Origin of the sequence: Pedobacter sp. SL55 (assembly GCF_026625705.1) — a bacterium.
In the GTDB taxonomy this organism is placed as follows: domain Bacteria; phylum Bacteroidota; class Bacteroidia; order Sphingobacteriales; family Sphingobacteriaceae; genus Pedobacter.
The window spans coordinates 2,291,119-2,314,978 of the sequence record NZ_CP113059.1; the positions used below are offsets into that span (position 1 = coordinate 2,291,119).

General features: G+C 39.2%; 18 protein-coding genes. 7 read left to right on the forward strand and 11 right to left on the reverse strand.

Annotated features, from left to right (window positions below):
- Positions 1–27: 27 nt before the first annotated feature.
- The 7 genes from OVA16_RS10330 to OVA16_RS10360 form a co-directional block, all read right to left on the reverse strand.
- Positions 28–1,989, reverse strand: a complete 1,962-nt coding sequence (locus tag OVA16_RS10330; protein WP_267759032.1) for an amino acid permease — start codon at positions 1,987–1,989, stop codon at positions 28–30.
- Positions 1,990–2,492: 503 nt separating this feature from the next.
- Entirely contained in the window at positions 2,493–4,202 is a 1,710-nt protein-coding gene (locus tag OVA16_RS10335; RefSeq protein WP_267759035.1) for a M3 family oligoendopeptidase, read from the reverse strand.
- A 176-nt stretch (positions 4,203–4,378) separates the two neighbouring features.
- Positions 4,379–4,870, reverse strand: coding sequence for a MauE/DoxX family redox-associated membrane protein (locus OVA16_RS10340; protein ID WP_267759037.1), 492 nt, complete (start codon positions 4,868–4,870; stop codon positions 4,379–4,381).
- A 115-nt stretch (positions 4,871–4,985) separates the two neighbouring features.
- Complete coding sequence (locus tag OVA16_RS10345) at positions 4,986–5,480, reverse strand: nucleoside deaminase (protein WP_267759039.1); 495 nt, start codon at positions 5,478–5,480, stop codon at positions 4,986–4,988.
- Positions 5,481–5,839: 359 nt separating this feature from the next.
- The gene (locus OVA16_RS10350; protein ID WP_267759041.1) at positions 5,840–6,109 is read right to left on the reverse strand and encodes a sensor histidine kinase; all 270 of its coding nucleotides are present in this window, start codon (positions 6,107–6,109) and stop codon (positions 5,840–5,842) included.
- Positions 6,072–7,169: a PAS domain-containing protein gene (locus OVA16_RS10355; protein WP_267759043.1), complete on the reverse strand. Its 1,098-nt coding sequence runs from the start codon at positions 7,167–7,169 to the stop codon at positions 6,072–6,074. The genes OVA16_RS10350 and OVA16_RS10355 overlap by 38 nt, the downstream gene beginning before the upstream one ends.
- Entirely contained in the window at positions 7,169–8,779 is a 1,611-nt protein-coding gene (locus OVA16_RS10360; protein ID WP_267759045.1) for a PAS domain-containing protein, read from the reverse strand. Before OVA16_RS10360 ends, OVA16_RS10355 begins: the two co-directional genes overlap by 1 nt.
- Before the next feature lie 584 nt (positions 8,780–9,363).
- Between OVA16_RS10360 and OVA16_RS10365 the strand changes: the two genes are divergently transcribed.
- Positions 9,364–12,822 (forward strand): kelch repeat-containing protein, encoded by a 3,459-nt coding sequence (locus OVA16_RS10365; protein ID WP_267759047.1) that lies wholly within the window; start codon positions 9,364–9,366, stop codon positions 12,820–12,822.
- A 250-nt stretch (positions 12,823–13,072) separates the two neighbouring features.
- On the opposite strand, the gene OVA16_RS10370 is transcribed toward OVA16_RS10365, so the two are convergent.
- From OVA16_RS10370 to OVA16_RS10385, 4 genes are all read right to left on the reverse strand, one after another.
- The gene (locus tag OVA16_RS10370) at positions 13,073–13,207 is read right to left on the reverse strand and encodes a hypothetical protein (protein WP_267759050.1); all 135 of its coding nucleotides are present in this window, start codon (positions 13,205–13,207) and stop codon (positions 13,073–13,075) included.
- 152 nt (positions 13,208–13,359) lie between these two features.
- Positions 13,360–13,902, reverse strand: a complete 543-nt coding sequence (locus tag OVA16_RS10375; RefSeq protein ID WP_267759052.1) for an STM3941 family protein — start codon at positions 13,900–13,902, stop codon at positions 13,360–13,362.
- Between the two features lie 451 nt (positions 13,903–14,353).
- Positions 14,354–16,147, reverse strand: coding sequence for a M13 family metallopeptidase (locus OVA16_RS10380; protein WP_324288603.1), 1,794 nt, complete (start codon positions 16,145–16,147; stop codon positions 14,354–14,356).
- Positions 16,144–16,407: a hypothetical protein gene (locus tag OVA16_RS10385; RefSeq protein WP_267759054.1), complete on the reverse strand. Its 264-nt coding sequence runs from the start codon at positions 16,405–16,407 to the stop codon at positions 16,144–16,146. The genes OVA16_RS10380 and OVA16_RS10385 overlap by 4 nt, the downstream gene beginning before the upstream one ends.
- 625 nt (positions 16,408–17,032) lie before the next feature.
- Between OVA16_RS10385 and OVA16_RS10390 the strand changes: the two genes are divergently transcribed.
- The 6 genes from OVA16_RS10390 to OVA16_RS10410 all read left to right on the forward strand — a co-directional run bounded on the left by OVA16_RS10390 (position 17,033) and on the right by OVA16_RS10410 (position 23,859).
- Positions 17,033–17,497 carry a hypothetical protein gene (locus OVA16_RS10390; protein WP_267759056.1) on the forward strand — a complete coding sequence of 155 codons (465 nt, stop codon included), beginning with the start codon at positions 17,033–17,035 and terminating at the stop codon, positions 17,495–17,497.
- A gap of 373 nt (positions 17,498–17,870) precedes the next feature.
- Positions 17,871–18,425, forward strand: coding sequence for a hypothetical protein (locus OVA16_RS10395; RefSeq protein ID WP_267759058.1), 555 nt, complete (start codon positions 17,871–17,873; stop codon positions 18,423–18,425).
- Positions 18,426–18,903: 478 nt separating this feature from the next.
- Positions 18,904–19,236, forward strand: coding sequence for a topoisomerase DNA-binding C4 zinc finger domain-containing protein (locus OVA16_RS20255; RefSeq protein WP_420712318.1), 333 nt, complete (start codon positions 18,904–18,906; stop codon positions 19,234–19,236).
- A gap of 115 nt (positions 19,237–19,351) precedes the next feature.
- On the forward strand, positions 19,352–20,644 hold the full coding sequence (locus OVA16_RS10400) for an ATP-binding protein (protein ID WP_267759060.1): 1,293 nt from the start codon (positions 19,352–19,354) through the stop codon (positions 20,642–20,644).
- Between the two features lie 12 nt (positions 20,645–20,656).
- On the forward strand, positions 20,657–23,191 hold the full coding sequence (locus OVA16_RS10405; protein WP_267759062.1) for a winged-helix domain-containing protein: 2,535 nt from the start codon (positions 20,657–20,659) through the stop codon (positions 23,189–23,191).
- A gap of 491 nt (positions 23,192–23,682) precedes the next feature.
- The gene (locus OVA16_RS10410) at positions 23,683–23,859 is read left to right on the forward strand and encodes a hypothetical protein (RefSeq protein ID WP_267759064.1); all 177 of its coding nucleotides are present in this window, start codon (positions 23,683–23,685) and stop codon (positions 23,857–23,859) included.
- Position 23,860: the final 1 nt, after the last annotated feature.

A 23,860-nucleotide genomic window follows, 5' to 3' on the forward strand; every position in this document is an offset into this window, starting at 1 on the left:
AATATCTGATAAATAAAAGCCAATGAACTATTGAACCAATGAACCATTTTCTTCTTTTGCCAATTTGCTATGCTTGTAACCATAAGAAAAGTAAACAACAAGGCCAACCAACAGCCATGTTCCGAAGCCTATCCAGTTGCTTAGCTCTAGCTCGCACATCATATATAAACAGCTTATTAGTCCCAAAACTGGTATAAGCGATAGGTTTTTCTTGACACAAAAATAAGTTACAATAAGGCAAATGAAAAAGAAAATCCACATTGGGATTTTGTGTTTAAACAAATGCCAGCCGCTTTCGTATTTTTTATCGTAAGCAATGCTTGATCTGCTCATGAAGCTTTCATACTGCTCAGGTTTAAGGCTGCTTAAATAAGCTTCGGCATCAATCTGTTTGCCTTGTAACACCACCGGACTAGCGCTAATCTCCTGTTTTACTGTTTGTAATTCTTCGCTGTTTAAAGAAGTTACAAAAGCTACAGGGCTAAGCACCTTTGCTTCGTTAGTTACAAAGGCTAATGTTTCTTTTTTAAATTGGGTAAATGCAATAGCCAAGCCGCCTATAAATAAAAGAGGGGCAATGTATTTGGCATTGGCATAAGGGATTTTAAATTTTCCGCGTTGTACATCGGGTCTGTTTTGCAATACTAAAACACCCGCACAAACCAAAACAAAGGCAAACAGTGTACCTATAGAACAAAGATCGGTTACGGTAGTTAAGTTTAAGAATAATGATGGAATGGCCACTACAAAACCAACTACTATGGTAGAAAATGATGGTGTTTTGTATTTGGGATGTATTTTTGAGAATTTTTTAGGTAGTAAACCATCGCGGCTCATGCTCATCCAGATACGTGGCTGCCCCATTTGGAAAACCAAAAGCACAGATGCCATGGCAAATACTGCACTTACCGCAATAATACCACTCATCAGTTTTAAATCTATTTGGTCAAAAACGTAAGCCAAAGGATCGCCTACGGCCAAAGTGTTATATTTTACAATTCCGGTTAATACCAAGGCAATGGCAATGTACAAAGTGGTACAGATAATGATGGCCCACATCATGCCTCTGGGTAAATCGCGTTGTGGATTTTTACACTCTTCGGCAGTGGTAGAAATGGCATCGAAACCGATATAAGCGAAAAATACAGCAGATACACCTTTCAATACGCCAGAAATTCCGTTAGGGGCAAATGGGTTCCAGTTTTCTGTATCTACGTAAAACACACCCACGGCCAATACCAATAAAATTACTGCCAATTTTACAATTACCATAGCATTGCTGGCATTTCTAGATTCTTTCATACCTCTGTATACCAGCCATGTGATGAAAATGATAATGGCCAATGCCGGGATATCGGCTACTAAATGGAAACCAGCAATTTGTGGAGCGGTGTTCCAAGCGTTGGCCGCAATGCGTGTGGCATCGTCTAAATTGGCCATGCTTTTTCCTGCATTTACCAAAGCTTCGGCATGTTGATGTCCGTTATAAGCGCTTAAATAATCCATACTTGCCCAATCTGGTACATGAATACCATTGATGCCCAAGGCAGGTATTTTGATGGAGGAGAGCAGCCCAGTAAAGTAATCGGACCAAGAAATGGCCACGGTAATGTTGCCAATGGCGTATTCCATAATGAGCGACCAACCGATAATCCAGGCCACAAGCTCGCCAAAAGCTACGTAAGAATAGGTATAGGCACTGCCCGAAACTGGTACCATTGATGCAAATTCGGCATAGGCAAAAGCCGCAAAACTACAGGCAATGGCCGTAAATATGAACAAGAAAATTACCGCGGGACCACCATCGGCACTGGCTTTACCAATGGTACTGAAAATGCCGGCGCCAATAATAGCCGCAATACCAAAAGCAGTAAGGTCTCTTACACCTAGGGTTTTATGTAAAGATCCACTCTCATGGTCGCCGTATCCTTTTGCCGCATCGGCCAATATTTTACTAACGGATTTTTTTCTGAATAGGTTTTTTAGCATGCGCTATGGTTTGTTTGATGATGGCGCAATTTACGATTTTCTTTCGTTTATCGTTTTTTGTCTTTTGTTTTTAGTTCATCGTTTTCAGTCTCTTACCTTTCGTTTTGTTTTAGCGTCATCTCTACGGTAGCAGTAGGAGAGATTTGTTTGTTTCTTTGTATTAAACCTGTTGTTGGTGTTATCACCAACAACTAGAAAGTATTTGGTTGGTGATAACACCAACCAAAGGAAAAAGATAAAGATGAACCACAAAAGGTACAAAGCATAAAAAGTTTTAGGCCGTGTTTGTACATCTAAAAAGATAACTATTGTAGCTAATTTATATCCAAAATTAATAGCTATAAATTGTTCCGAACAGTTATCGTGTTATCACCAACAACGAAAAGGTATTGATAACACCTCCCAAAGGAAAAAAGCAAAGGCAAAAGGTTAATGTTTTTGCGGTGCTACTATGTTGGAGATTTCTCCACTCGCTTTGCTGCGGCCGAAATGACGCATGGTCGCTACCCCAACTTCTCCAATTCCTCTTTCACAAAGGCAGCTAATTCTTTAATGTAAGTTGCGCTGAAATCAAACTTAATCCCTGCGGTTTCGTAAATTTCGTTCATTGGCTTTGTATAGCCCAAGGCTAAAGCGTCTAAATACTGCTGTAAACCTTTTTCAGGATCTTGCTTGTAGTTTTTCCAAACGGCAATGGCACCTAATTGCGCAATGGCGTATTCTATGTAATAAAAAGGTACTTCAAATAAGTGTAATTGCTTTTGCCAAACGTTGCCAAATTGCTGTTCAAAATCAGTCCAATCTACAAAGCCGGCACCAAAGCGGGTATAAATTTGTTTAAATGCCTCTTCTCTATCAGCAGCGTTATGCTCTGGGTTGGTGTAAATCCAATGCTGAAACTGATCAATTACTGCTACCCAAGGTAGAGTTTTCAATACATCAACCAATTGTTCTTTTTTGGCTCTAACTAAGTCTTCCTCTTTATCAAAATAAACCGACCATTGATCCATAGAAATCAGCTCCATGCTCATTGATGCCAACTCTGCCACTTCAGAAGGGCAGTGTTTAAAGTCGTTAAGCTCTAAATTGGCGGTTAAAAAGGTATGTATGGCGTGGCCACCTTCGTGTACCATGGTGGTTAAATCTCTTAGCGAATTGGCCGAATTCATGAAAATAAACGGTGCGCCAGTTTCTGCTAAAGGATAATTGTAGCCACCGGGCGCTTTGCTTTTTCTGCTTTCAACATCAAACAAGTTGTTAGCTTTCATAAAGGCTAATTTTTCGCCCAAACTGCTATCAATTTTATCGAAACAAGCAATAGATTTGTCTATTAAATCTTCTCCATTTTGGAAAGGTTTTAAGGCTGGTTTACCTGTAGTGCTTACCTCCAAATCCCAAGGTTTTAGCGAGGTTAGGCTTAAAGCTTCTTTGCGTTTATCGGCCTGTTCTTTTAATATTGGAACAATTTCCTTTTCAATAGCTGTTGCAAAATCATAGCAGTCTTTAGGGGTATAATCAAACCTGCCCAAAGCTTGGAACATGTAATCGCGGTAATTCTCGAAACCAGCATTTAATGCTACTTGGTGGCGTAGCTTTACGAGTTCGTCGAATAAGATGTTGAGCTGGTCTTTATCTACCAATCTACGTTTTTGTATGGTTTCCCAAGCATTTTGGCGCACGCTTCGATCGGTATCTTTTAAGAAATTACCAGCCTGCTCTAAGGTGTATTCTTGTCCGTTTAGCTCTACGCTCATAGCACCAGTAACACCTTGGTATTGTTGTTGTTTTACTTGTAGCTCTGTAAATAATGGGATGTTTTCTTCCCTAAATAATTCTAAAGCCTTTTTTACTGCACGTAGGTAAACAAAATATTTTTGTTGGTCTAGCTCATCTACATAGTCGTTTTCCACCAGTTTCTTGTTCAGCTCGTTGGCTAGTGGCGCAATTTTAGGTTCAATTTCTGTGGCAAAATATTGGAAATCTTTTACCAATTGTTCATTGGCGGTATCGCAGCTCATTTTAATATATCGCCAAGCAAAGTCTTCTTCTAAAGCCGCTTCTAACTCGCTCTTGTCGCGTAGCCATTGCTCTAACTCGGCGGCGCTGTTGATAGGTCTGTTTTGTAGTTCTTCAAAAATAGGAGCTAGGTTCTCCCATTTAATTGCTAGGTTTTGGGGTATGTATGTGCGTTGTTTTTTAGCGATAGTGTTCATATCTGTACTTGCTCTTTGCTATAAATGCGAATGAAATTAATAAAACTTAAACGGTGTTTAACGACGAATGTTTTAGCTGTGTGCTAAGTTAAATATTTAGGTTGGTACCCACCGTTGTCGAGCAATAAAAAATAGTGATCAATTTATTAAAAAGCTACTTAGTGCTAAATCGATCGCTAATTTTTCGGTAGGTTGTAGAAATAATCGTGAAAGGAAGGTGTAATCACTTCGTAAAATTGCCATCCAAGGCTTTTTTCTGCATCTTCAGGTAAGATAAGGCACCAGTGCTCCACAGCGCCCAAATGATAAGTACCCGATTGGAAAAATAGCCTCAGTAGTCGCAAACGGTCGGTGTTTAGTCCAAAGGCATCTCTTTGGTTGAGGTATTGTGCTACATTGCCCGGAAATACCGCAACAAAGAAAAGGGCAAGCACAATGCCCACCTTCGGTCGCTGTTTTACAATCAATAGCATTGCCAAGCCCAACATGATTTCTGCAATACCTGATAGCACTACCGTGGTATCTTTGTGAAGCGGTACCCAGTTGGGCACTTGCGCTTGAAATTCCTTACGTTGAAACGTGAGGTGCCCGATGCCCGCTAGCACCATGAAAGTTCCCAGCAGTATTCTGGCACTTTTTTGAAATATAGACGTAGTAACAAGATGCATTTAACTTCGCTTTAATAGATGAACTGCATTAGGTAATCAATTGTTTTGGCAATTTAGCTTTAAAGGCTTTAAGCTGCTGTCTCCCAAGCATTGGGTTGAGCGTTCGCAGCGTAAATTACAGTGAGCCATCTTTTACTTTTTCTTGAAGTTCAGGTCCGGCAGCTTTCCACTGTTCAAACGCTTTTATTGCCCTGCTGGGCATGAGCCGTTTAAATTTAATTTGTTGCTGATCAATGGGTTTTTGTAGCTCATCAATAATAAATTGATCGCCAAATCCGGCCCACTCTGCATCACGTTTGGTATTGCCGTAATACACTTCCGCTATGTTAGCCCAATAGATGGCACTTAGGCACATGGGGCAGGGTTCGGCACTGGTGTACAATATACAGCCCGAAAGATCTGGCTTTCCCAACTTTTTGGCGGCTTTTCTAATGGCGTTAATTTCGGCATGCGCCGTAGGGTCACAGTCGGAAGTTACGGTATTGGCCGATTGGCTAATGATTTTTCCGTCTCGCACAATTAGGGCTCCAAATGGGCCGCCATTTAAGCTTTTGAGATTGTGCTCAGCTAGGCCAATGGCCTTTTCCATCAATTGTTCATGTGCTTTCATGGCTAGAAAAACAGTTATTAAGCCGAGTTGTTTGCCAAAGCTTTAGGCTTTTAGGGTGTGCAATTTTTGCCAAGCTATGTTTAAAAAAAAGAAATCCCACCAACTTCATATCGGCGGGATTAAACCAAACAAACTATTTATTTTTTTAAACGCTATCATGATAACGTAGACATGCATCCGTTTGTTTGAATTAATTGTAATTATTTTAAAATAGGCTATCCGTATCTAGTAAAAATTGGATTGCTAGCTATTTGCCCACTTGTTAGTGTCTTTTGGCGTTGGCCACGATGGGCAGCCTTCATATTTTGTCGTAATGGTTTGAGTGTAATGTCTGTGACTATCCTTTACATGCCCAAGGGTTAGCCTAGCAATTCATCCGCTATTGGGATTTCAAACCAAAAGGTACTTCCTTTACCATAATCACTTTCTACGCCTACACGTCCGCCATGTCTGCCAATAATCTCTTTACAAAGGTAAAGTCCTATGCCAAAACCGGTAATGTTTTCTGTTTGGGGTCCTAAAACGCGGTAAAAGCGGTCGAATATATGCGGCTGATCTTTGATTGGAATTCCCATTCCACTATCAGTTACGCTAACTTTTACGCAAGCTTCTTTTCTTTGGCAATTCACTTGTACAACGCTTCCAGCTGGCGAGCATTTTTACCGCGTTATTGATAAAATTGTCCAATACCTGTTCTAACTTTTCCTGATCAGCTTTTACCAGCACATCAGGGCAGGGTTGAAATATAATTTGATGGGTGGTAACGGTTGCCAACACTTCGGCCTGGGTGTACGCCACCATGTTGGCCAAGTTAAAAGTGTTTTTATACAGGTAAATTTTATCTTCGCCGGCTCTGGCCATATCCAAAAAGCCACTAACCAGTCCTGTCATGCGTGCTACCTGCCGCCTAGCTTTCGCTGCAATGTCGGCGTTAATTTGGTCGCCAGCTTTTTTAGCCTTGGCTTCAAGAATTTGGATGTAGCCATTGATTGAGGTAATAGGGGTGCGCATCTCGTGACTAACAATGCTGATAAAGTCCTGTTTACGTTGGTCCTCAGCTTTAGGTTCGGTAATGTCCATGATGGTGCCAGAAAAGTGTTCGACGGCAGCATTGGCAATGGCCGAGTATTTTCTGCCCACCGCTCTTAACCAGCGCAGCTCGCCATCTTTAAGGCGGATAATTGGATATTCTATATCGTAAGGGCTGCCTTCTTTAATCGCCATCTCCATCGCCATTCTCACTTCATCTCTGTGGGTATCTATAATTTGGGCCATGGTTTGTTCTAAAGAAACTTCTTCATCCTCATGAAAACCATAAATCTCTTTGGTACGTGAAGTAATGATAAACTCGCCAGAAGCGATGGCTAAGAACCAAGTGCCTAGCTGTGCGGCTGTTACGGCCAATTTCATCCGTTCTTCGCTATTGATGGCTCTAGCTAATGCCGTTTTTAGCTCGGTGTTTAGCTTTTCTATCCGCTGTTGGGCTTTTACTTGTTCGGTTACTTCGGCTATCATACCTACCATACGGTCGGCCTTTCCCTCAGCATCATAACGCCCTCTGCCGTAGGCGCTAATCCAATGGCTAGAGCCATCGGGCCATTTAATTTCATAAACGGCATGGTAGAGTGAACGTTCTTCCCGTGCTTTAATGGCTTTGGCACGCACTACCTCTCTGTGTTCTGGCACCATCAATTCAAACATTTGGGCGTAGGTAGCTCTTCATGCGGTTTGCGGCCATAAAAGCTTTTAAAAGTATCATTGCAGCGCATTTTGCCCGTAGCTAAATCCACCTCGGTGTAGCCAAGCCCGCCCGCATCAATAGCAATGCTTATCCGTTCGTTAAGGTCAATCAGGCTTTCTTCGGCCTTCATCAATTGTTCGTTGGTGGCAATGAGCTCTTCGTTCAGCGCCATATACTCCTCGTTAACGGAGCCCAACTCGGCATTGGCCGATTGTAGTTCTTCTTTGCTTTCTTCTAAAAGCCTACGCGACTTTACCGCTTCGGTAATGTCTATTACTGTGGCGATAATCGCTTCGGGCTCGCCTTGGGCGTTGCGTAGGGGTTTGTAGGTAAAATCAATATAAATTCTATTGATGGTGCCGTCTAGCTCGGCAATATCGGCAGTCAGTTCGGGTATAGAAAGTGCCTCGCCTGTTCTCAACACATTAAGCAACATCTCTGGGAATGGTTGGTCTATCACTTCGGGGAAAACATCCGTTAAGCATTTGCCCAGCACTTGGTTAGCGGTACGTGTCCAAATTTTCAGCATTGGTTCGTTGGCTACCTCAATCACCAAGTCGTAACCTCTAATGATACACATGCCCATTGGAGCGCTCATTACCATTTGATAGAGGTGGTTAGCATTTTCTTCAATCACCTTTTTGGCAGCTACTTGCTCGGTAACCTCAACAGCCATGTCAATAATGCCCGTTACTTCGCCATTTTCTATCAGCGGTGTATAAGAAAAATCAAAATAGGCTGTGGCTATTTTGCCATTTCGATCTAGGCTTACTGGTGTTTCGTAGCGATGTAGCGCTTTGCCGGTTTTAAATACCTCCTGCAATAATTCGTAGGCGGGTTGGTTCTTAAGTTCCGGCATTGCGGTTAATAGTTTTTTGCCTTGAATATCGGGTTGCTGGTCAATTAGGCTCAGCATGGCCGGATTAATGGCATCCACAATCATGTCTTCTCCTCGTAAAACCACAATGGCCGCTGGCGATTGTTCTATAATTCTTTCGAGGTGGTTTTCTCGTTCTATGCTTTGCTGGTTTAACCTAATGTTCTCTTCATTTGCTGCGGCCAGATCAAGTAGTTTTTTACGCAGCATAAACTTGTTAACCACTTGCTTAGACAAGGTTTTAAGTGCTTGTTGCTGCGCTTCGTTAAGTTGGTGTGGCTTGCTATCAATTACGCAGAGCGAACCTAGGGCGTAACCATCGGCATCTACTAAGGGCATTCCGGCGTAAAATACAATGTTCGGGTTGCCCGTAACCAATGGGTTGTTTTTAAAGCGTTCGTCTAGCTGTGCATCTTCTACTTGCATCAGCGTGCTGGGCTCTAGTATGGCATGGGCGCAAAAAGACTGTGACCTTGTCGTTTCTTTTACATCTAAGCCTTTATGAGATTTAAACCATTGTCGTTCTTTATCTACCAGACTAATGAGGGCAATTGGCGTACCGCAAATTGCGGCCGCAAGTTCAGTAAGCTCGTCGTAGTCTTCTTCTGCGGTAGTGTCAAGAATTTGGTAAGCTTGTAGGGCAGCTAAACGCTGTTGCTCATTGGCACGGTAATTTGACATAGATTTTTCTGTTGTTCTCGGTAAAATTGCGATTAATAAATATGCGCTTTTACCCATCGCAAAATTGAAGCTTTATCCCCAACAGAAAGGCAACATCCAAGCAGTAGTTTTGTTTGGTTGTTTGTGGTGGAAGAAAAAAACGCTGTCAGATTTACGCTCAGTAAAGCCTGTATTTAGGATTTATCTTTTTAATGTTTATTTATCAAGTCTATTATAGTCCCAATTAATATTGGAATAATCCAAAAGCTGATCATTCCTAAAATATAAGCCAGCAAGCTCTTGATGTAATATAGTACATGAATTGAATGCTGTACCGCAGTTTTTGCAAGTCATTTAATCAGCTGGATAACGTCTCTGAATTTTCAAATATAAATGTAAAAACTAAGGTTTGGGTTTTAAAGCTCCAATTTTTTGGTTTTTTAGCGGTAGTAACGTTGTTTTTTTAAATAGTTTGCTGATTTACATCTATTTAATACCATGGCTAAGTTTATCTCCGAATTTGAAATGGAGAGTAAAAAATACCTATTTTAAAGTATTTTTTTTTAAAGCAGTAATGATATAGCTTTGAACAAAAACAAGTTCCCATGTCATTTCAATCTGCTATACCACTAAAGTATCTTTTAGCTTTCTGTTTTACAGTGTTTTTTCATTACGCTACTTGGTCTCAACAACCCAATTGGGAATTTATAAAAGGCTATTCAACTTCTGGTAATTTTAGTATAGATGGGCAGCAGGGTGTACCTTCTGTAAACAATAGGATGGGACTTAGGGAAACTGCTGCTAGTTGGAAAATAGGAAATAAGATCTACTTTTTTGGCGGCTTTGGCTATGGTGCCGATAGAACGAGTGACAACCTTGCTGACTTGTGGTCTTATGATCTTACCACTTTAGAATGGACTTGGTTAAAAGGTGGTACTTCGGTAAGCAAAAGCGGAATTTATGGAAACAAGGGAGAAGCTGCTGCTAGCAATAGACCCGGAGCCCGACAAAGCCCTGTCGCCTGGACCAATGGAGGGAAGCTATACTTGTTTGGAGGATATGGTTTGACCGAAGGAATCGCGATCAATTACTTGAATGATTTATGGGAATATGATCCTGCTACCAACAATTGGACATGGCTAAAGGGAGAGAAAGAACACAACCAACCTGGTATTTACGGCGTAAAAGGCACTTACGATGCGAGTAATCAGCCTGGCGCCAGAACTGCTGCCCTAACTTGGGTGGTTAATGGAAAAGTATATTTGTTTGGTGGTGGCGGTTACGGGGTTTCTAGCGGTTTAGGGCCTTTAAACGATCTTTGGGAATATGATACGGCCACTAACCAATGGAAATGGCTTAAAGGAAGCGACAATTCTAATGCTAGTGGCATCTACGGAAGTATAGGTGTAGGCCATGTAAACAATACACCATCCGGAAGATCTTTAGGTGTAGCCTGTACCTTAAATGACAAGCTATATCTTTTTGGTGGCTTAGCTAATGCTAACCTTTATAATGACTTATGGATGTATGATTTAGCCTTAAACACTTGGACTTGGCTAAAGGGAAGCAGTTCTACTAATCAATTAAGCACCTATGGCGTACAAGGTACAGCCGCTGCCGCCAATACACCCGGAGCCAGAAGAAGCTTGGTTGCTTGGGCAGCCAATGGCAAGATGTACCTTTTTGGCGGTAATGGCTATGCCAATACAGCAACTGCTGGGGCGCTGAATGATCTTTGGTCTTATCAGCCTGGTACCAACCAATGGGCTTGGTTAAAGGGTGGAAATACCACCAATCAAACTGGCAGCTACGGCACAAAGGGCGTAGCTGCCGCAACTAATACCCCCGGAGCAAGAGAGCGTACACTGGGCTGGGTAGAAAATAACCAACTTTACCTTTTTAGGGGGCAATATTACTATCCCTTTGTAAGCTATAGGCAAGATGATATTTGGTCTTATGATATTGCAAGCAACCAATGGACTTGGCTAGCCGGCGAAGAAACAGCTGCCCAATCGGGTTATTATGGCACACCAGGTCTTGCTACCGTTAAGAACCAACCAGGTGCTAGATCTGGTGCTACCCAATGGACACTTAACGGAAAACACTATTTGTTTGGTGGCAACGGCGTTACCCCTAGCGGCTCAGGGCGTTTGAACGACTTGTGGGAATATGACCCGGCCACACAACAATGGACCTGGTTAAAAGGAAGCAATGCACCAGGGCAGGAAGGTAATTACGGAACAATAGGGGTAGCAGCTATAGCGAATACCCCTGGCGCCAGATATTACGCCAATGGATGGGCTTATGATGGTAAACTTTATCTTTTTGGCGGTCGGGGTTTAACAACAACAGCAACGGAAGGCATATTAAATGATCTTTGGGTGTTTGATCTCCAAACTAAGAATTGGACTTACCTCAATGGAAGCAAGCAGCTGAACGAATATGGTAATTATGGTACACTTGGTGTAGAAAACGCAAGCAATCAGCCACGTTCACGTTATGATGCCAGCGCTGTGGTGGTTAACGGTAAATTTTATCTATTTGGAGGTACAGGCTATAGCTCATTTAATACCGCTCATTTACCAGATCTTTGGTCGCATAATCCAGAGACTGGAAATTGGACATGGCTTAAAGGCGGACCTCAGTTTCCAGTCGCAGGTAATTTAGCCCAGTTTTCAGAAGATTATACGCCCGGCGCTAGGGCGGGTACCGTAGCTTGGGCAGTAGGCAATCGTTTGTATCTTTTTGGAGGGACTTATTATAATCCTAACTCGTACACCACCAGTTACTATAACGATCTTTGGGCATTTGATACTGCCACTAGCTATTGGGCTTTGATGAGTGGTGATGTGGTAGCGAACAAGTTGGGTGTGTATGGTCAAATTGGTGTTGCCAGTGCAGGTAGCCGACCGGGAGGTAGAATGTCTGCTACCGGAATTACTGTAAATAGTAAACTCTATCTTTTTGGTGGCTTTGGCTATGCATCAAACAACACTATAGGTCGTTTAAATGATGTATGGATGTACGATATTGCCAGTAGCCAATGGGTTTGGCACCAAGGTAGCCACCAAACAAATGCCAACGGTGTGTTAAGTAATGTGCCATCACAAAATCAAATAGGCGCACGCAATAGCGCAGTTAGCTGGTTTAATGGGGGCTATTTTTATATTTTTGGTGGTAACGGTTATGATATAGCTGGCGAGAGTAACTATCGTGGAGACCTATGGCGAATGGAGTTGCCATCAGATAACCTAACCCTAACCTCACTGCTGCCTAGCGTAGGGAGCTTTTCCCCATCATTTGATAACGAAATATATACTTATAGCCTTACTACTTCCGCTAGCAGTTTTACCCTCATCCCAACGTTGGCACATTATGGCGCAAAAGTAAAAGTGAATGGCTCATGGATGGCTAGCGGCAACACATCTGATCCTATTAGTTTAGATTTAGGTAACAACACTGTTGAAGTAATGATTATTGCACAAGATGGCATTTCCCGTACCACTTATACAATAAACGTCAACCGCGAACAAGCTTTACCAGTAACCTTAGTTTCGTTTACGGCAAAAATAGAAAATAACGCTGCCAAACTACAATGGCAAACTGCTATGGAACAAGACAATAGCGGCTTTGAAATTTACCGTAGTGGCGATGACAAGCAACGGATAAGAATAGCACAGATTGCGGGTAAAAATGCGCCCGGTGTATACAACCATACGGATCAGCGGCCTTTAAATGGCAACAACTACTACTGGCTGGTACAGATAGATCGTGATGGTAAAACTACCGAACTTGGTCAAAAGGTACTGAACTTTGATCTTTCTGCTTTGGATATCAGTGTCTACCCTAATCCGGCTACGGCAAAAACTACGGTTACTTTTGGTGCGGGGCAGTACCAAACTTTGGTGTTTAGCGGTATAGATGGTAAAGTAATCATGAAAGAAAGTTTAACACCTGAACAGCGCCAAACCAGTATCAACGTAGCAGCATACCCAGCCGGGGTTTATATCATTAAACTCATAGGCACAGGAGGCAGTAGTGTGCATAAGTTGATTAAAAAATAGCTGCTTGTGTACAGCAATTGTTGATGGTTTTGTTTGATAAGTAACATCGCATAAGAAGCAGTTGATAAAGTAAAATGTAGAATGAAGCCTAGTATTGGCCGGAATGCGTATGAATGGCTGTTTTGTATTACAGTTGGGACAATAAACGGTTTTTAAATTTATTCCATTTTTTGACTGCTTTTTACTTGCTTGCAGTCTGCTTGTCCATTGATTAAAAAATACCAAAGTTCTTTTGTCATATACGGTTTGTTTAAAATGGCACATAACGTTTTTCAGCTTGGCGAAGTGGCGGAAATCGCTCTTGTGTTCCAAATTTATCATAGAATTTTTCAGCGACAAGTCGAGAAGTATTTTGGAAGTCATTTATTAGTTCAGTAATTGTCATTGTTGATGTCCGTTTTTAGCAATTAGTGCTAACGTTCCGGGACTTTGCGATGGTGGGGCAATAAGAGCACAAATCTTCAATTTAGCACAAACGTTAAACCGAAGAACAACTGTTGAACTTTGCAGTTTCGCCTCACTATTGCAAAATCCTTGTTAGCGGTTCGGCATTTTTTCTCTTTGCTCACTAAGTCTTTCGGTTAATAATTTATTTAAGTCGTCAAATTTATATTTTAAGGTCGTAGAAGTTATAGAAATTGGTGTTCCATACATTTTTATATTTCCTTGCAATATTTTTCGTTTCATTCCGCTTGTTTCTTCTAAAATTTTATTTGGGTCGTTTGTAAAAATTAATAGAAATTTTGTTGACATAATTTGTTCCGCCTTGATTTCTGTTATGTCATTCCATTTTATTAGTCCAACACTTGAAGCGTTTGTGTTGTCGGTAATTCCATTTTCGTCAACTATTAGTCCTAATTTTTTGTCGAATAATTTTTTAATACCATAAATACCTAAAATACTAAATAATGTAACACCTATGAAACCAACAATTTTTACCATTTCGGGATTTCGCAAAAATGGTGAAACAAATTTGTCTGGATTAATAATAAAAAGTGTCCCAAAAAATACAAAAGAAAAAGCTCCAAAAATTGTTAATGTCAGTTTTGTCTTGCTTAATGGAATTTCAACTTTCTTCATCTATGTGTTAAGTCTTTGTTTGTTGTTGTTTTATTTGCGTCGGTTTTATGCTGACCGCTAACTCTCAAATATACGCAATACCCTCCACTTTAGAAATACACAGATATTTGCTTTATTAGTGTTTTAGTGATGTTTTTTTGGTTGTAGCGTTGCGTTTTTTGAGTATGATTTGTTTAAAGAATATTCAAAAAACGCAAGTTATTTGTTTATTATTTCGGGGTGTATAGGCAAAAAATTTTCGCCCCAGCTCAATGTTCCATTTGGGATATCAAGCTATTGAACTCCCTTGAAAGTTGAAACATAAAGCCCTTGCTCTTTATTTATTTGTTATTCGATCACAAGGAAATCGCTTTTAAAAATCAAATCCCGAAGAGCTCTCCCAATTTTTGGGGGATGTCATTATTTTTAGAAAGTATTATATTTTTGATTTTGAACCCCGAAGGGGGCTCAACTACCAAATGCTTACACGTTCGTTTGCCGGCACAAAGAGTTTATGATCTTGGGTTACGGAAAACGCATTGTACCAAGCGTCCATGTTTCTCACTACGCCATTCACTCTATATTCTGCAGGCGCATGATAGTCTCTTAAAGTCGCTCGGTAGGCTTCGGGCGTGTAAAGCGAGCGGCTAACCTGTGCCAATGAAAGAAAATACCGCTGGTCTCCAGTGAAACCATCTAACACAGCTGGGCTTTCCTTGCTTTCTTTTAGATAGAGATGATAGGCATCATAAGCTATGATGGCGCCTGTCAGGTCGCCGATATTCTCCCCGAGTGTTTGTTTTCCATCCACAAAAAGACCATCTAAGGGAGAAAAAGAACTATATTGTTCAACTAGCTTTGCCGTTCTTATTTGAAAAGATCTACGGGTGCTTTCAGTCCACCAGTTTCGCATGTTTCCATTGGCGTCAAATTTTGAACCTTCATCATCGAAGCAGTGCCCCAGTTCGTGCCCTATAATTGCGCCGATTGCCCCAAAGTTTACCGCAGCATCTGCATTGGGGTCAAAAAATGGCGGTTGCAGTATGCCTGCAGGAAATTCAATCGAATTATAGAGTTTGCTACTGGTCGCATCCACTGTCTGTGGAACTTGGTACCATTCTCTACTGGTGTATTTTTTATAGAGTAACGAACGTTCGTAATCCCAATTGGCCCACGCCATATTTCGCTCATTTCCAATTGGATCGCTTTTACTGAAATGAACTGTCGAATAATCTCGCCATTGATCTGGGTATCCGATCCTAACGACAACGGCTTTGAGCTTTGCTATAGCCTCATTTCTACTAGCGTCGTCTAGCCATTGCAAGGTGTCTAGCCTAGACTCAAATGCCCTAGAAACATAGGCGACCATTTTTGCGATACGATCTTTGTAATCTTCTTTAAAATAATTTTCCACATACATTTTTCCTATCAGCTGACCCAGTCGATTGTTAACATACAAGATGGATTTCTGTTCCCTGGCAATGTCTTTCTTTATTCCATTTAGTGTGGCCGAGTAAAAATCAAATTGACTTTTTCGAAGGGTATAAGGCAATAGCGTTGAATGGTTAACTATCCAGTGGAATGCCAGGTAGGATGACCACACTTCTACAGGAGTGGAAGCAAACAATACCGCTTTGGATTTGATTGCCAGATCTGCCTGTAGCACGACTTCCTTTACCTCTGCTACCTGTCGCTCTTCCAAGAATACTTTCCACGGAAAACCGGGTGCATAAGATTGAAGTTCATTGGTTTGCATCAGGTGAAAATTAATCTTGCTATCTCGCTTTTGAGCCGGGGTCCATTGTAGGGCGGCGAGTTTTGTCTCTAGGTCAATGATGTCATCTGCACGTCTCTCTGGATCAGTTATATCAAATAGACGAAACACATCTATCATGTAATCTCTATAAGCCTTGCGATAGGCGGGATAGGGGCCATCCGATTTTTGATAGTATATAGGTGCGGGCAGGCCAATGCCACTTTCATTAAGTGTCACCAAAAACCTGCTCCTGTCATTAACATCTGGCTGGGTGCTGATAGCTACAATGCTGAACGATTTTGGATGGGCCATAAATTTAGCTACCTCCCTATGGCTGTTAAGCGATAGTATTTGATCGACCTCCCTTTTAATCGAGTTGATACCTAAAGCTTCTAATTGTGCAGTATCGAGATAGCCCTGATATAGTGTTCCGATCTGTTTTAGTGCGTTTGAGGAAGTTTTTTCATTGGCGAGTACCGTGATCAGGTCGGCTATCCTATCATTTACTATTTTTTTGCTTCGCTATAATTGCTCAGCCCTGAGGCGCCCGCTGGGATAGTTTTGTTGGTTAGCCATCCATCGTTTACATAGCGATAAAAATCATCTCCCGGCAATATTTTGGTGCTAATCAACTGTGTTTCAATTCCCCAATTACCAAATAACGCTCTTGTATTTTCAGTAGACTGTGCCTGAACACCAAGGGAGCTAAATACCAAAAGATAGGTAATGATACTTAAAACTGATTGCTGATACGTATTGATGTATTTCATGCTTAATGATAATATGGTTTATCTACCCCAGATCAAGTTGTTTGATGTTAAATGTATTAATGCCAAGGAGTTGAGGGAGCCAATAGCATTGTTTTTCACTCGATATTTATCGTATAGACGCAAGCGAACCTAAAATGTTGCATTCAGTTTTGGGGGTACGAGTGCTCTCGTAAAGTAGGAGACTTAAAACAAAAAGAGGCATTCATATTAATCTAGCATGTGATGTGGAAAATGTGCTTAACAAAAAGGGCGATGAATTTTTTCTTTTATTTTTTCGCAATAGAGGTAGATTTAAACAGAGCAATGGTGAAACCTGTTCGCAGGTAACTACCTGTGTTAATTTCTCAGATCAATCTATCTGCAAGATAGCGGCAATGTGCTAAGATATTTCGAATAACAAACTTACTAACTCAATTACGGTAATCCCTAGAAATTGGTTAAAATCATACTGTAGCTTGGCATCTTGAAAATCTTTGTTTGCTACTTATCGTCATCCTCGCGTATGTAGGGATATTAATATGATAAGCCTCAAACTAATTAAATAATTAAGAACTAACAGCCATTTGTAAATTTCAAAGCGTTCATTTATCTTGCCTTAGCTAAATAACGCTAGCTCCTTTCTGCAATGAAAATACTTTTGGTCTTCCTAACATTTTTATTTGTCTACTTCCCAAATTCGTTCCATCAAGATACCCAGTTAAAACTAGACAAAGTTGGAAACATTATTGGTTTGCCTAAACAGTATGGCCCAGCTAAGTTTGATTTGGCTGCAAAAAGGTTAAGGATTAGAGATAGAGAAGTTGTCTTTCCAAAATGCTTACAATATTACTTCGAGCAACATCAAAATCCAAAGGTGTATCTATCAGCTTCGTGGTATCACGAAAAAAGAATTTTGCCCTATTATTTAAATTTTAGGATAGTTGATAAACGTGTAAATTACGAATACGGCATGCTAATTAATTTAGAAACGCTGGAGCTAATTGAGGTGAGCCAATCTACAACAGAAGGAAATACGATATATAGTCCTAAAATTGAGCTGGGCGAGCAATGCCTGGCAGCTTATAAAAAAGCAGTTAAGGTAGTGAAGTAAAGAAACCTTAACAGAAGATCTGCTTTAAATAAGCAACGCAAAGCTGCTATACTGAATTTATTGAAACTAACCCCTTATTTTAGTTTAAATGTTTGTTTTATAGCGTTTTAAAATACCTGTATGTTGGTATTGCAGTTTGAGCGTGCAGTTCCGAAATTGCAGTATCGAAAATTTCTAGCCATTCCCATTTTCGTTTTAAGGCGACAAGACCGAAGTATTGCATATAGCATCCAATGCTTATTATTTAGATGTTGTATAAGTATAAATTACGCAAGGAGAGCCGAGCTTATTGTATCTATTTATTGATGAACGGACAAAGTAAAGGGAAGCCAAAAACTTTAGAGTAGGCATCAAAAAAAAACAAAAAATTATTATGGAACAAATCAAGTTTAGTGTCATCACTGAAAATGGTATGGATGAACAGTGGTTAACGGTAGAAACTACAGGAGAAACAAAAGAACAAGTTATTGTTGACAAAGGTTTTCAAGAGCATTTTGAAAATATAATTCAAGAGAAAGCAGTAAATTTTTTTGATGCCAATAAGGTTTGTATTAAAACCACCATTACCGCTATTGAGCATCCATTCCAATTTAAAACAGAAATAGATGATATTATCGTAAGCATACCGATGAACGGTACAATTAGAACAGCAGGCAGACCAAGAGTGTATCGTAGAAGTGTGACTTATAAAGTATATGCGGAAGTTTGTTATCCTTTGGATCTGTTGCTAACAAACGTAGAAAAGTGTTCAAAACAAGGCGCAATTGCAGCGACGGTAGCAGCGGTTTCAGGAAATTTCGCAGCCGCTACAGTAGCGTTTCAAACCGCATTTCTTGCCTGCATGGTGTTGTCTGATGTAAGCCATGCAAATCAAATTGATATCAGAGTAGCAAGCGAAACTGAACATGGGCGTTGGATACCCGTTTAATGATCTATTGATTAATATTCAAATTGCTGTATAGCGTAGATGTTTTCTGCCAAATAAGAGATGGTTTGAAATAATAAAATTAATAATAGCAACAACTTTAAAGATCGGAGCTAGGTACTTCTAAAATGGAAGTACTTAATTCTGCTCTTATTTGCTAAATTTCAGTTCTCTACCGGCTTAAGCGATTTGGCCAGCGCAAGCATAAGTGCAACGGCGCTTGCAGTTTATTTATTAACTTGATTTAAGTCGGATATATTGAATATGATGTAGCATGATCACCAGCAAAATGCTGGCGCTAGAGGGGGGTGTTTAAGGACAACTATGCCAGCGGTTTAACAAAAATCTGCTGTTTAACTTGTCTTTAATTGATTTTTTAACCCCACGTTTCAGTCACTCACAACTGAGGCGTTCGATTCCTTACTTCGAAAGTAGATAATAACAATTTAAAAAACAAGTCGAACAATAAAAAATACATACGGTGTATTTCAACAAACCAAAAAACAAGCTTTTTCACAACGAGACCGATAACAATTACTTGTTAACTACTGAGGGAACACTAAAAACTACCAATTGCCCATACTGTAAAACGGGTAAATTGGTAATGAGACAAAAGCCGTCAAGTAGCCAGCCATTTCTGGGCTGCACGCATTACCCTAATTGTAGCCAAACATTTAGCATAGCAATTGTGGATGACAAAATGCTATGCACAAGTTGCAAAAGTGGTTTTATGACAAAGAAAAAAGGACCATATAGTAACTTTTTAGGGCGCACAAATTATCCTAAATGTAAGAATATGAAAACATTGAAGTGATGCTAAATGAAGACGGGATTAAGTAGGCTTATGGTAACCTGTTTCCTGGCACTACTTCCCCTAAATAACCGTGATTCAATTTATTGTCGTGTTACGGATGTAGCCAATTTTGTAAATGATGGCCATACGGATGACAGCACTCGCTGCAATGAAAGCAGTATTTGACAATAAATATTTTGTTAAAAATTTTGACAATAGATTTATTGTCATTATATTTGACAACAAATTTATTGTTAAGATGAGAAACAGTTTAGGTAATCCAGCAAGAGGAGAAGCTTTTTATCCAAGAATAAAAGAGATTGCTAGGATATATAGGGTGCTAAGAAGCGGTGTAAGTATTTATTTATCGGCGCCTCGAAGAGTTGGAAAGACTTCTATATTAAGGCATATAGAAGAACAGCCTGAGGAAAATTTTTATTTCGTTTATGTTATAACTGAATCTATCGATGATTCGAACGATTTTTTTAAAGCAATCTTTGATGCGTTGCTGAAAAGCGATGCTATAGTTGGAATCTTTAAGTTATCGCAATATCTGTCTGAGGGGCTAGAGGCAGTGTTAGCAAGGGTTAAAAAAGTTTACAATGTAGAGTTACAGGGAAGGGAAGAGCCTGATTATTTTGAGCTGCTAATTGAGGTATTAGGTAAGGTGAAAAAAGAAGTTGGTAGTTTGGTGATTCAAATAGACGAATTTCCACAAACTATACAGAATATAGTGGCTAAATCTGGTGTTGAAGTTGCAGAAAAATTTATTCAAAGAAACAGAGAACTGCGCCATCATGATAATGTGACTGGTAATATTCAGTTTATATATACAGGTTCCCTATCTCTTTTTCCAATAGTTGAGCAGGTTACTCAACTTACTGCAATAAACGATTTGCGTACGGTTGAAGTTAGTGGGCTAACTGAAAATGAAGGTAAAGATTTTCTGCAAAAACTATTGGCAGAAGAAGGACTTTCCCTGAAAGAGGAAGAATTGACTTATGTGATGGCAAAACTGAAATGGCTTATTCCATTCCATTTGCAGCTCATAGCGCAAGAATTAATAGAAGTGTTTGAAGCTAATAATGGTGTCGAGTTAGATAAAAATGCTGTAGATAAGGCGTTTGATCAAGTGGTGCACGTACGAAATAGGCCTCAATTTGAGCCGTACTTTTCGCGGTTGACAAGTCTATTTAAAGATGAAGAATATGCTTTTGTTATGGATGTGCTCAAGCACGTAGCATTAAACAATACTATTGACGAGAATGAGCTGAACGACTATGCCGTAAAGCATAACGTAGTAGAAAAACAACGTGTTAAAAATGTACTTGAAGGAGATGGTTATTTATATTATAGTCAACAAGATACGGTTTATTATTATACCTCCCCAATATTGCAAATGTGGTGTAAGCAGCATATATGCAGATAAAAATTAATTGAAATGGCGAATACAACACTATATAATCCGGCAAGCTTAAATAAGGAAGACCTTATTTCTAGCTTTGTGGTACGAACTAAAACTTTTGAGAAAATATATAAGGATATAAAGGGTAGTGATATGCATTATCCAGAAAAACACTATATCATACAAGGCCAGCGAGGCATGGGTAAGACCACTCTTTTGCTGAGATTAAAGTATGAGGTAGAAAAAGATGATAAGCTAAATAAATGGCTAATACCTGTTTTTTTTAACGAAGAAACTTATGATGTTAATTCATTGGCTGGTTTGTGGGAAAAACTATTAAAGTATTTAGATGAATATTTTGAAACAAATGGCAAGTATTACGATTATACAGAACAATTCGTTGATGCTGTAGATTATGAGAAGAAATGTTTTGATTATTTCATCGAAGTATTAAGAAAGAATAAGAAAAAACTGGTATTATTCTTTGATAATTTTGGAGAGCTATTTCTAGACAATTTACGCGATAAAGAAAAGCGAAGATTAAGAGAAATCTTAATGGACTGCAATGATATTAGGATTATAGGGGCCTCTGCCGTTGTAATTAACGACCTGCACGATTACTCGCAACCGTTTTATGAGTTTTTTCAGATCATACGTCTTGAAGGCTTAACAAAAGACGAAACTTTTGAATTGATTGGAAAGTTGCAGGAAAGCTGTGAAGAAGATAGGAAAATTGACTTAAAAAGGAGCAAGGGCAAAATAGATACCTTGTCAATTCTTACGGGCGGTGTTATACGTACCATTATGATGCTTTATCAGGTGTTGCTTGACGATAAGGATGGTTCGGCATTGGAAGATTTGGAAAAAGTTCTGGATAAAGCTACACCGTTGTATAAACATCGAATAGAAGATCTGCCGCTACAGCAAAGAAGAATAGTTGATGTAATTGCTAAAAAATGGGATGCGGTGAGCGCTAAAGAAATCGCTAGCGAAATTCGAGAGGACGGCAAAAACATTGCAACTAAGGTTGTTTCTGCACAGTTGAATCAGCTAGAGAAAAATAATATTGTAGAGAAAAAAGAAACCAACACAAAAAATCATCTATACCAATTAAGAGAGCGTTTCTTTAATATTTGGTATTTAATGCGAAATGGAGATAGAAGGGATAAAAGAAGGGTAGCTTGGCTTACTAGGTTTCTGGAGATATGGTATGCCGATCGGGATGAGCTTTCTAGTTTTGTTTTAAATCATGTAAAACTGTTAAAAACGGGTAATTATAAGCCGAATGCGGCTTTGATGATACTTGATGCATTGGCTGATATCGGTAAGATAGAATTGGATAAGATGGAGGTTTTGTACGATGAAACAAAAGCTATTTTAAACGAAGATTTACAAAAGCAATTACCTAGTATTACAAAATGGAGAAGTAAAAAAATTCTTGAGCTGATTAAGACTAAAGAATTCGAGTTAGCAATTGATTATGCTAACAGAATTGAAGACAATGATTTACTTAAAATTAAACATTTGTTATTAATCTATTCGTATACAAAAGATAAAGAAGGTTTAAGGATTAAAGACGTTCTTAATACAATTAATTTAAATACTAAATTTAAAAAAGAAGATATTTTATCATTAATTCCATTTTATGCACTTGTTGATGCATATAGTGATATCGTTGATATTGCAAAGAATTATAGTGACGAAGAAAAAAATGAAGTTTACGAATTTTTGGCTCATGCTTACTTCATGACTGGGGATGAGGAGAATGTTCGGAAATATGTTTTGCTCAGCCTAAAAAATGGAAGAAAAGTAGCGATTAACATTTTATTAAAGTCTTACCATGATGAAGATCAGATTATAGCTGCATTTAAAGAAGGTATTTCAATGGATAGTGAAATGAAATATCTGCTACTTGATTACTTATTTGAAAAGGGATTTAATATTAAAGCTGTTGAAATTGGAAATAGTGTCTTAAATACAATTGATAGTAAGGTGGTAAAAAAGTCATTTAAGCTGTCTTTTTATGAATTGATTTACACTAGCTCCGTAAATGCGAAAGGTGATCTAATATTAAATACAGATTTAGAAACTTTACAAAAATTGTACAAGTTATATGAGGGGGAAAGAACTTCTGCTATTAAATATGTGCAAGTATTCTTACTGCAATCGTATTTAGAGGATACACTTGAGCATTTAAGCGATATAGAGAGATTGGTCGATGATATTGAAAAGATAGGTGATATACCTGCGCTAGCGCTTAACGCACATGCGTTTACAGTTGTAGGAAAATTTACTCAAGCGATAGGTTTAATAGATCGAATAGTGAAAGATTCTAAATCTGAGATATATGAATTAAATCCGGTATTCTTAGAGCTGCTTGTTAAGAAGCAAAATTATATATTATTGGATATTCTAAATAAACATACACAGCTAAAAGATATATTTAAACCAACCTATTATGCTTTGATGACATTGCTCAAAGAGCAATTCCCCAATGAAATTATAAAAATGGGCGAAGAGTTAAAAGAGCCAGTAAAGGAGATACTAAAAAAAGTAGAGCAAATGCGATAATGTTAAAAAAATAAGGCATGCTTTCTTTAAATCCTTGTAAGCCTTGAGAGTGTGGATATTTATTTAACCTGCACACTAAAAAAAATAGTAATTTTGATAAAATAATTAGCATGAAAAAATAAAGATAGAGAAATAGAAGGTGATATAAAAAGTAAAGAGCCAAGTGGTCGAAGACTTGACTCCTTGAAATTTTTATCGTCCGTACCTGGAAAGTAGAACGAAGTTGTTTCATTATTTTGAACGCGAAATAAAGCTTTTTGTTTCGCAATACCAAAAAAAATCTACGGAAAACCGTAAATATACTTTTCCTTTCCATTGTACCTTGGGGTTTGCACGTACCCCTTGTTCTGTACGAAAGAATACGTCATTTAGGTTTAATTCTGTGTTGGTGCAAATACACACCAGCACCATACTGTGTTTTGCTTTCTTAGCAAGCCCGTATGCTTAACTGTGCTTTAAGCACGAAATTTAATTTGATAAAGAAAAATACAATGGCAGGAAATGGAAAGAGCGGAGATAACCGCCGACATGGATACGTTGGCGAACGTACGCAGACACAAAACCCAAAAACGGGATTATGGATCAAGCGAGATACGCAAACAGGACAATTTATGGATGTTAAAACATCTGGGGGCAAGTTTAAAGGTGTAAGAAAGGAGGGGAAATAAG